Source organism: Leifsonia sp. NPDC058194 (genome assembly GCF_042883605.1).
In the GTDB taxonomy this organism is placed as follows: domain Bacteria; phylum Actinomycetota; class Actinomycetes; order Actinomycetales; family Microbacteriaceae; genus Leifsonia.
Window position 1 is genome coordinate 1,177,150 of the sequence record NZ_JBHVVL010000001.1, and the last position, 9,414, is coordinate 1,186,563.

Annotated in this window: 9 protein-coding genes; 3 read left to right on the forward strand and 6 right to left on the reverse strand. The window is 72.9% G+C overall.

The genetic code is table 11. The annotated features are described in order from the left end of the window. The first annotated feature begins 21 nt into the window (after positions 1–21). Positions 22–816, forward strand: a complete 795-nt coding sequence (locus tag ACFVU2_RS05755) for an alpha/beta fold hydrolase (protein WP_387872022.1) — start codon at positions 22–24, stop codon at positions 814–816. 30 nt (positions 817–846) lie between these two features. Here the strand turns inward: ACFVU2_RS05755 and ACFVU2_RS05760 are convergent, their stop codons facing one another. Further along, complete coding sequence (locus tag ACFVU2_RS05760) at positions 847–1,299, reverse strand: VOC family protein (protein WP_387872024.1); 453 nt, start codon at positions 1,297–1,299, stop codon at positions 847–849. A gap of 101 nt (positions 1,300–1,400) precedes the next feature. Between ACFVU2_RS05760 and ACFVU2_RS05765 the strand changes: the two genes are divergently transcribed. Continuing rightward, positions 1,401–2,381, forward strand: a complete 981-nt coding sequence (locus ACFVU2_RS05765; RefSeq protein ID WP_387872025.1) for a helix-turn-helix transcriptional regulator — start codon at positions 1,401–1,403, stop codon at positions 2,379–2,381. Here ACFVU2_RS05765 and ACFVU2_RS05770 read toward each other — a convergent pair. The 5 genes from ACFVU2_RS05770 to ACFVU2_RS05790 form a co-directional block, all read right to left on the reverse strand. Then, entirely contained in the window at positions 2,359–2,700 is a 342-nt protein-coding gene (locus ACFVU2_RS05770; RefSeq protein ID WP_387872027.1) for a YciI family protein, read from the reverse strand. The genes ACFVU2_RS05765 and ACFVU2_RS05770 overlap by 23 nt on opposite strands. 44 nt (positions 2,701–2,744) lie before the next feature. Beyond that, entirely contained in the window at positions 2,745–4,847 is a 2,103-nt protein-coding gene (locus ACFVU2_RS05775) for an iron ABC transporter permease (RefSeq protein ID WP_387872029.1), read from the reverse strand. 18 nt (positions 4,848–4,865) lie between these two features. Beyond that, complete coding sequence (locus ACFVU2_RS05780) at positions 4,866–5,927, reverse strand: iron-siderophore ABC transporter substrate-binding protein (protein ID WP_387872031.1); 1,062 nt, start codon at positions 5,925–5,927, stop codon at positions 4,866–4,868. Further along, entirely contained in the window at positions 5,924–6,880 is a 957-nt protein-coding gene (locus tag ACFVU2_RS05785; protein WP_387872033.1) for an ABC transporter ATP-binding protein, read from the reverse strand. Before ACFVU2_RS05785 ends, ACFVU2_RS05780 begins: the two co-directional genes overlap by 4 nt. A gap of 188 nt (positions 6,881–7,068) precedes the next feature. Then, entirely contained in the window at positions 7,069–7,956 is an 888-nt protein-coding gene (locus tag ACFVU2_RS05790; RefSeq protein ID WP_387872034.1) for a helix-turn-helix domain-containing protein, read from the reverse strand. Between the two features lie 80 nt (positions 7,957–8,036). Between ACFVU2_RS05790 and ACFVU2_RS05795 the strand changes: the two genes are divergently transcribed. Continuing rightward, on the forward strand, positions 8,037–9,005 hold the full coding sequence (locus ACFVU2_RS05795; protein ID WP_387872036.1) for an ROK family protein: 969 nt from the start codon (positions 8,037–8,039) through the stop codon (positions 9,003–9,005). Positions 9,006–9,414: the final 409 nt, after the last annotated feature.

Consider the following 9,414-nt stretch of genomic DNA (forward strand, 5'->3'; position numbering starts at 1 on the left):
CGCCGCGCGTAGGGTGGGGGGATGCCCCACCTGCGTATCGCCGATGTCGACGTCTACGAGGAGGTCTCCGGTGCGGGCGATCCCGTGCTCCTGCTCCACGGCGGGTTCTGCTCGCTCGAATCGCTGCGCGCACAGGGGGACGCGCTCGCCGTCGACCACCGGGTGCACGCCTTCGAACGACCGGGTCACGGCCGCTCGGCGGACGTGGAGGGCGACTACAGCTACGAGCGCGGGCTGGTGGAGACGATCGCGTACCTCGACGCGAAGGGCCTCGATCGCGTGGACGTCATCGGGTACAGCGACGGCGCCATCCTGGGCCTGCTGCTCGCCCTGGCGCACCCCGAGCGGGTGCGGTCGCTGGTCGCGATCAGCGCGAACCTCGACCCGTCGGCGTTCACCCATTCGGCGGAGGCGGCGGAGGCCGTGGTGCTCGATCCTCTCGGGACACCGGCGCATGTCGCCGACGCGGGCGAGCCCGAGCCCGATGTCGAGCGCATGCACTACGACCGCCTCTCGCCCGACGGCCCGGAGCACGCCGAGGTCGTGCTGGCGAAGCTGTTCCGGCTCTGGACGTCGGAGCCCCGCATCGACCCGGCCGACCTGGCGGGCATCACTGCGCGGACCCTCGTGATGTCGGGTGACCGCGACACCATCCGTCCGGACCACAGCCTGCTGATCGCGGCATCGATCCCGGGCGCGCAGCTGGCGATCCTGCCGGGCGCGACCCACGGGCTCGTGGCCGAACGGCCCGAGCTCATCGCGACGATCGTGCGCGGCTTCCTCGACGAGGGCCGGACGGGACGGCGCGCACGCTGAACGGCGCGCCGCCCCGCCTGGCCGGCGCCCTCACCCGGCCTGCGCCGCCTCGACGTCGAACGCCCAGGTGATGCCGAACCGGTCGGTGAGCATCCCGAAGCCGGCGCTCCACGCCGAGGCCGCGAGCGGCTCGATCACGGACGCGCCGTCGGCGAGGCCCTCCCAGTACCCGGTCGCCTCGTCGAGGCTTCCAGCGCGGAGGGAGACGAAGAACGGCTGATCGGTGATCGTCGTGCCGTTCTCGCGGCGGGTGGAGCCGGCGACCGGGTCCGTGCGACCGGGGATGTCGTAGGCCATGATGCGGAAGCCGTTCTCGGCCTGCAGTGCGCCGAACACGACCTTGCCCGCGTCGGGGAGTTCGGCCGGCATCCCCAGCTCACCGTAGGTGGTGGCGAAGACCTGGCCGCCGAAGACGCCCTGGTAGAAGTCGAGTGCGGCCCGCGCCGTGCCCGGCAGGTTGAGGTGGGTGGTGGTGGTGAGCATGAGTCCTCCTGATCGGTGATCGCGGTGCCGTCGGCCCGCAGAACCGATCATCAGCGCAGTAGAGGACAGTTAGAGTCCTCTACTACGGGGATGATGGACGCATGATCGAGACCTCGTCACGGCTGCTCGCGCTGCTGTCCCTGTTGCAGACGCGGCGCGATTGGCCGGGCGGCGCGCTCGCCGAGAGGCTCGACGTCACCTCCCGGACCATCCGGCGCGACGTCGACCGGCTCCGCGAGCTGGGGTACCGAATCGATGCCGTCAAAGGGCCGGACGGCGGGTACCGGCTCGCTGCCGGGTCGGAGCTCCCTCCCCTCCTGCTCGACGACGAGCAGGCCGTCGCGATCGCCGTCGCCCTGCAGAACGCCCCCGCGAGCGGTGCGGACATCGCGGACGCGGCGGAGCGCGCCCTGCTCACCGTGCGGCAGGTCATGCCGTCGCGGCTGCGGCACCGGATCGATGGTGTGCGGTTCACCGGCGCGAACGCGCCGGTGCGGGTCGACCCGGCGGTGCTGGAAGCGGTGAGCGAGCATGTCCGGCTGCACAGGACCCTGCGGTTCGACTACGGCGCGGCCGACCACGATGCGCCGGCACGCCACGCGGAACCCCACGGCCTCGTCGCCCGCGACGGTCGCTGGTACCTCGTGGCCTGGGATGTGGAGCGGGGCGACTGGAGGGTGTTCCGCCTCGACCGCCTGGTGCCGCGCATCCCGTCCGGACCGTCGTTCGAGCCGCGCGCCGTCCCGACCGGCGACGTGGAGACGTTCCTCTCCGCACGCTTCAAGGGGTCGACGGAGGCGGACCGCTGGCCGTGCATCGGCCGCTTCGAGCTCGACCTGCCGGTGCGGGAAGTCACGCTGTGGGTGGGTGATGGGGAGGTCGAGGCGCTGTCGGATCGCTCGTGCCGCGTCACGCTCGGGTCGTGGTCGTGGACCGGCCTCCTGGCGTCGATCCTGCGGTTCGACGCGCCCTTCCGAATCGTCGAGCCCCCGGAGCTCGTCTCAGCGGCCGAGGCGATGGCGGCGCGACTGGCGGGGGCGCACGGAGGTGGGGCTGCAGTCACGACTCCGGGTCGTACATGAACTCGCGGACCTCCTGCGCGCACCGGCACGAGGTCGCGATCTTCGCGGCCCACTCCATCGCCGCGTCGCGCGACGGCAGCTCCAGCACGCAGAAGCCGCCCTTCAGCTGGCCGGTCTGCGGATAGGTTCCGGGAGTGACGGTGCCGTCGCCGCCGACCAGCACCGGGTCGACGTCCTCGTCGATGCCGCCGCCGAAGACGTACACGCCCGCCTCCTTCGCCTCGCGGATCACCGCGTGCGACGCCTCGGACACGGCGTGCAGCTCCTCCGCGGGGAACGTCATCGCCCCGCTGGGGAAGGAGATCAGGAACTTCGTCATGGGGCCGCTCCCTCGTCGTCGGGACCTTGCTGGGGAGGGTACTCCTACGCCCGCGACCGGCGCAGCAGCCAGACGAAGTAGGGCGCACCGACGAGTGCGATCATGAGCCCGGCGGGCAGCTGCGACGGGGCGATGAGGGTGCGGCCGAGAGTGTCGGCGACGCAGACGAGCAGGGCTCCGAGCAGCATGGCGACCGGGATCGTGCGGCCGTGGCGGGCGCCCACCAGGCCGCGCGCCAGGTGCGGCGCGATGAGCCCGACGAATCCGACGACGCCCACGGCGACGACGCTCACGGCGGCCAGCACGGCGGCGATCGCGAGCACGGTCACCCGGGTGCCCTCCAGCCGGATGCCCAGGATGCGCGGGGTGTCCTCGTCGACGGCCAGCAGGTCGAGGCGGCGGCGCATCCCGAACAGGACGGGGACGGCGATCAGGAGCGCGACGGCGACGGGTGCGACGTCGGGCAGGGTCCGCCCGTAGGTCGTGCCCGAGAGCCAGGTGAGGATGCGCGGTGTCTGCCACGGGTCCGCGCGGAGCAGGAGGTAGGCGGTGATCGCGGTGAGGCCGTAGCCGCAGCCGATGCCGATCAGCACGAAGCGGTCGGGCAGCAGGCCTCCGCGCCAGGCGAGCACGGCGATCAGGCCGAACGTGGCCAGCCCCATGACGACCGCCATGACGATGAGCATCGGGCGGCCGCCGGCCATCCCGGACGTCACGACGATGACCGCGCCGAGCCCGGCGCCGGCGGTGATGCCGAGGATGCCCGGCTCGGCCAGAGGGTTGCGCACCGTGCTCTGCACGACGCAGCCGGCGAGAGCGAGGGCCGCCCCGGCGAGGGCGGCGGCCAGGATGCGAGGGAGTCGTTCGTCGAGCGCGCGTGCGACCAGGTCGGGGGCGCCGCCCTGCACCCACAGGGCGATGTCGCCGGTGCGCAGCCAGAGGCTCCCGGCGAGCATCCCGATCACGGCCGCGACGGCGAGGAGCACGGCGGCGACGACGAGCACGACGACGAACCGGCGACGGGAGCGCACCGCGATGCGGGCGCCGGGCGGCCGGCGCACCGATCCCGAGTCGCGCAGGCGCATCGCCAGCGCCACGATGATGACCGCGCCGAGCACGGCGGTCGGGATGCCGGTCGGGATCGACGCCGCAGCCTCGGCACCGAGGATCGCGCGCAGCGTGGCATCCGCCAGCAGGATGAGCAGCGCGCCCATCAGACCGGAGGCCGGGATGAGGAGCACGTGCCGGTTGAGCGAGGGCACGCGCGCCGCCACGAGGCGCACCAGCACCGGCGCGCCCAGGCCGACGAAGGCGATCGGGCCCGCCACGGTGACGGCGACGGCGGTCAACAGCACGGCGCTCACAACGGCGAGCAGCCGGGTCGAGCGGATGGGGACGCCGAGCGACGCTGCCGTGTCGTCGCCCAGCCGCAGCACGTCGAGCCGGCGCGAGAGGAGCATCACGAGAGCCACGACGGCGACGATGAGCGGGATGGCCCGCGTGGAGGCGTCGAGGTTGAGCTGGGCGAGGGAGCCGCTGCCCCAGGCGAAGAGGCCCGTGGTGCGCTCCTTGAACAAGATGAGCAGCATCGCGGTGGCGGCGTCGAGCGCCATCGCGATGGCAGACCCGGCGAGGATGAGGCGCGTGGTGCCCGTCCCGGCACCGCGCCCGGCGACTCCGAGCACCAGCGCTGCCGCGGCCAGGCCCCCGACGAACGCGACGCCTCCCGACGCCCACAGCGGCACGGAGAACCCGACGGCGGCGACCGCGGTGAGAGCGAAGTAGGATCCGGCGCTGACGGCCAGGGTGTCCGGCGACGCGAGCACGTTGCGGGTGACCGACTGCAGCAGCGCGCCCGCGGCCCCCAGGGCGACGCCGACGGCGACCCCCGCCAGCAGGCGCGGGAGGCGCGAGCCGGTCAGCACGTCCGCGACCGTCACGCCTCCCACGGTCTCGCGGGCGCCGCCGGCGTAGCGGAGGAGGTCCCACATCCCGATTCCGGACGTCCCCTGCGTCACGTGCCACATCCCGACGAGGACGACGGCGACGAGCAGGGCGGCCAGCACGGCCGCCCCGCCCACCCCGCCGCGGAGCCCGGTATCGGCGACGGGGCGGCGCCCCGTCGTGGCGATCCCGGATGCGCTCACTGTGCGGTCACCGTGCGGTCAGCTCCGGGTGAGGGCGTCGACGTAGGCGTCGATCGCCTGCTCGTTCGAGATCGGTCCGCCCGCGCCCCAGACGCCGGCCGGGAAAGCGTGGGCGCGCCCGTCCTTGACGGCGGGGAGGGAGGTCCAGATCGCGCTCTTGTCGAGCTCGGTCACATAGCTGTCCGGGGTCTTGTCGTCCGAGTAGAACAGGGTGGCGTCGCCGACCGCGGTGAGGCCCTCGATGTCGGTCTGCGCCAGCCCGTACGCCGGGTCGACGCCGCCGTTGCCGTACGCCTTGTCGATCTCGTCGGTCCAGGCCGGCGTCATCCCCAGCTGCTCGCCGAGTGCCGTGAACAGTGCGCCCTTGCCGTACGGGCGGATGGCGACGTTTCCGCTCTCGATCCAGCCGTCGAAGAACAGGAAGCTCTTCGTCGGCAGGTCGACGCTCGCGACCTTCTGCTTCGCCTCCGCGAGGTGCTCGTCGAACTGCTTCAGCACGACGTCGGCGCGCTCGGTGCGTCCGGTCGCCTCCGCGATCATGGTGAAGACGCTCTTCATGTTGCCGATCGGGTCGGCGGCGTTCGCGCCCAGGGTGACGAGCACGGGCACGTCGCGCTTCTCGAGCTGGGCGACGATCTCGTCGTCCGCCGTGAAGCCCTCGACGATGATGAGGTCGGGCTTCGCGCCGTAGAGGGCGTCGAGGTCGGGCTCGCCGCGCTGGCCGGCGTCGACGGTGGCCTTCGGGAGCTTCTCCGCGCTCACATAGGTGCCGTAGCCCGCGGGGTCGGCGACGGCGACCGGACCGACGCAGAGGGTGAGGGCGTCCTCGATCTGCTGCCACTCGAGCACCGCGACCCGCTTCGCCGGCGCGTCCAGCTTCACCGTGCGGCCGACCCCGTCGGTCAGGGACACCGGGCCGGTGGACGTGGCGGTCGTGTCGTCGGCGCAGGCCTGCGAGGTCGCCTTCGGTGCGGCGGTGCTCGCGGCGTCGCTGACGGCGGTGGTGCCGCAGGCGGTGAGGGTGAGCGCGACGGCGGCGGCGGTGGCCGCCACGGTCGCGAGTCGGTGGGCTCGGATCATGGGTGGTCCTCTCTGAGGGGGGATGCGGGGGTGGTGGCAGTGGGGGTGGTGGCAGTGGAGGTGGCGGCAGCGGAGGAGGCGGCCGTCGAGGTTCGCGCGGCGCGCGCGCTGTGACGGCCGATCGGATCGATGCGCAGACGGCCCGAACGCGGGTCCACCTCCACGTCGACACGCAGGTCGTAGACCTCGCCGATGTTCTCCGCCGTGAGCACGGCGTGCGGGTCGCCGGCGGCGTGGATGCGGCCGTCGCGCATCAGCAACAGGGAATCGGCGATGCGGGCGGCGTGATCGAGGTCGTGCAGCACGATGCCGACCGCGGCGCCGTGCTCGTCGGCGAGATCGCGCACCAGGTCGAGCGTCTCGATCTGGTAGCGCAGGTCGAGGTGGTTGGTGGGCTCGTCGAGCAGCACGACCCCCGTCTCCTGGGCGAGGCAGGCCGCGAGCCAGACGCGCTGCACTTCGCCTCCGGACAACTCGCCGGCCGCACGGCCGGCCATGTCCGTCACGCCCGTCGCGTGCATCGCGTGGTCGACCGCGCGGCGGTCCTCCGCCGACAGCCCGGAGAACCCGCGACGGTAGGGGTGCCGCCCGAAGGCCACGACCTCCCGGACCGTGATGCCCTGCGGTGCCGGCCGTGACTGCGCGAAGAGCGTGACTTCCCGGGCGAACTGGCGCGCGCTCAAGAGGGACGCGCGTTGCTCGGAGCCGGAGCCGGAGCCGGAGCCGGAGCCGGCGTCGCGGAGCGTGACCTCGCCGTCGTCCACGCGGTGCAGGCGGGCGAGGGACCGCAGCAGTGTGGACTTGCCGCTGCCGTTCGGCCCGACCAGCGCCGTCACGCGGCCGGGCTCCAGGGCGATCGACACGCCGTCGACGACAGCGGTCTTGCCGAACCGCAGGACGAGCCGCTCTCCGCGGAGGGCCGTGGCGGCGCGCGGGGAAGGTGTGGTGGGCATAGGGGATCTCGTCCGGGAGGGAGGGGGCGTCGGTGCGGAATCCTCGGTGGGGCGACCCGGGGGGAGGACGCGTCGCGATGTTAGGTAAGGATTGCCTAAGTCAGACTATGTTTCCGTGAGGGGTGTCTGCAATCCGGACTTAAGGACAATCGATACGGTTTTCCGGACACGCAGGATCCGATTGTCGCTCAGGAACTGCCGGTGTAGGCGCCCGGAGTCGTTCCCATCACACGACGGAAGGCGGCGATGAAGGTGCTCGCCTGGGCGTAGCCGAGGCGCTCCGATGTCGCCTGCACATCCCATCCCTCCGCCAGCAGTGCGAGAGCGTGGTGCACGCGCAGCGACTGCCGCCACTGCACGAACGAGAGCCCGGTCGACTGGCGGAAGGCGCGCGTGATGGTCCGCTCGCTCACCTCGAGTTCGCGCGCCCACTCCTCCAGCCCGCGGCCGTCCGCAGGGTCGGCGAGCAGCGCCTCGGCGATCGCGTCGATCCGCGGGTCTCCCGGAACCCGCAGGGCCAGCGGCTCCTCCGCGGGATCGAGCACGTCGAAGACGACGGCTTCGGCCCGCGCCCGTGACCCGGTGTCGAGGTCGGTGCGCGCGAGGTGGGTCAGCAGCGACTCCAGCAGCGGTGACATCGCGATGACCGTCGGCCCGTCGAACGTCACCGGCGTGCGGTCGGGTGCGAAGAACGCGTCGAAGAACTCGACTCCGGCGGTGAGCCGTCCGGCATGCTCGGCGCCCGCGGGCAGCCAGAGACCGGAGCCCTCCGACACCGTGAACACGCGATCGCCGACGCGTGTCGTCATCGTCCCGCCGCGCACCCAGACCAGCTCGTGCTGGTCGTGCGCGTGCGACTCCCATTCCAGAGGGGCGTCGGGGACCTCCGACTCCGCTCGGATCACGGAGCCCTCGGCGGTGCCGTCCGGGATGCGCCCGGCTCGGCGCACCACGGTGTCGGGTTCGCGCCGCCAGGAGCCGGAGCCGGAGCCGGAGCCGGCGGTGGCGGAGCCGGAGTCAGAGCCGGAAGTGGGGTCGGAGGCGTCGACGGGGGAGGCGGGTCGGCGTGCGGGCATCGCCACCAGCCTATGACTATGATCTATCGATGCGACAGCGCTGTCATGGCGGAACTGGGCGCGAGTCGAGGAGGTAGGCGGTGGTCGTGCAGGGCGGACAGCACATGGTGGTCGACGTCGGCGGGAGCCATGTCACCGCCGCCGCCGTCGGGACCGCGGCCGTCGGCAGGGCCGGTTCCGGAGGCGCGCGACTCCTGAGCCGCGTGGAGCGGCTCGTCGACTCCCACGCCTCCAGTGCGGCCGTGCTCGATGCGTGGGCGTCTGCCTGTGTCGAGGCGGCCGCCGGCGCCGGGATCGACCCGGGCGGCTGCGACTGGGGGCTCGCGATGCCCGGCCCGTTCGACTACGAGCGTGGCGTCGGCCACTATGCCGGGGTGGGCAAGTTCGAGCGTCTGGCCGGCGTCGACATCCGGTCCGCCCTGTCCGAGAGGCTGGGCGCGCATCCGGACCGCATCCGCTTCGTCCACGACGCGGGCGCCTACGGCATCGGCGAGTGGAGGTTCGGCGCCCCGACCCGCCACGCCCGATTCGTGTGCGTCACGCTCGGGACCGGCGTCGGCTCCGCGTTCGTCGACGACGGGTCGCTCGTGTTCGACCGCGCCGACGTTCCGCCGGGTGGGGAGGTGCACCGTCTGCCGTTCGACGGCCGTGACCTTGAGGAGACGGTCTCCACCCGCGCACTCCTCGCCCGGTACGCCTCGTCCGACCCCGGGCTCAGCGTCAAAGACCTCGCCGGGCTCGCCCGAGCGGGCGATGCACGCGCCCAGCACGAGTTCGACACCGCGATGGAGGCGCTTGCCCTCGCCGTCGGCCCGTGGCTGAGGGAGTTCGAAGCGACCGCCCTCGTCGTCGGCGGTTCCATCTCGCGCTCGTGGGACGTGCTCGAGCGCGGCTTCCGCTCCGGCCTCGACGCGTGCGCGCCCGAACTGGCGGCGACGCTCGTCATCGCGCCCTCGCGACTGCTCGCGGACGCGCCGCTCTACGGCGCCGCGCACCTCCTGGAACGCAGCGCCGTCGGCCGCTGCGTCACCGCGCCGGCGCTGCCGTAGGCGCGGTGGCGCCGCGGCTGTAGCCTGCGGCCGGGCCGCCCGCGGTCGGGCCGGCCGTCGGTAGAAGGGTGCTGGCGAGCCCCGCCGCCATCCATTGGTCGCGACACGCCGCGCGAACGCATGCTTTCGCGGCGTGTCGTGACCAGCGGATCGCACGGGCACCCGCGGCGCGGCGTGTTGTGACGACTGGATGCTCGCCCTGCTGTGCGCCGGTGGTGGCGCTCTCCGTGGTGATCCATGTGGCGAGACACGCCGCGGCTGCACGTGTTCGCGCGGCGTGTCGTGACCAGTAGATCGCGAGGGGGCCTGCGGCGCGGCGTGTTGTGACGACTGGATGCTCGCCCTGCTGTGCGCCGGTGGTGGCGCTCTCCGTGGTGATCCATGTGGCGAGACACGCCGCGGCTGCACG

What these genes read in the sequence shown, in the direction of transcription:
- ACFVU2_RS05770 (WP_387872027.1), bottom strand. Translation starts at nt 2,700, where the DNA reads ATGACGAAGTTCCTGATCTCCTTCCCCAGCGGGGCGATGACGTTCCCC.
- ACFVU2_RS05760 (WP_387872024.1), bottom strand. Translation starts at nt 1,299, where the DNA reads ATGCTCACCACCACCACCCACCTCAACCTGCCGGGCACGGCGCGGGCC.
- ACFVU2_RS05790 (WP_387872034.1), bottom strand. Translation starts at nt 7,956, where the DNA reads ATGCCCGCACGCCGACCCGCCTCCCCCGTCGACGCCTCCGACCCCACT.
- ACFVU2_RS05785 (WP_387872033.1), bottom strand. Translation starts at nt 6,880, where the DNA reads ATGCCCACCACACCTTCCCCGCGCGCCGCCACGGCCCTCCGCGGAGAG.
- ACFVU2_RS05765 (WP_387872025.1), top strand. Translation starts at nt 1,401, where the DNA reads ATGATCGAGACCTCGTCACGGCTGCTCGCGCTGCTGTCCCTGTTGCAG.
- ACFVU2_RS05755 (WP_387872022.1), top strand. Translation starts at nt 22, where the DNA reads ATGCCCCACCTGCGTATCGCCGATGTCGACGTCTACGAGGAGGTCTCC.
- ACFVU2_RS05780 (WP_387872031.1), bottom strand. Translation starts at nt 5,927, where the DNA reads ATGATCCGAGCCCACCGACTCGCGACCGTGGCGGCCACCGCCGCCGCC.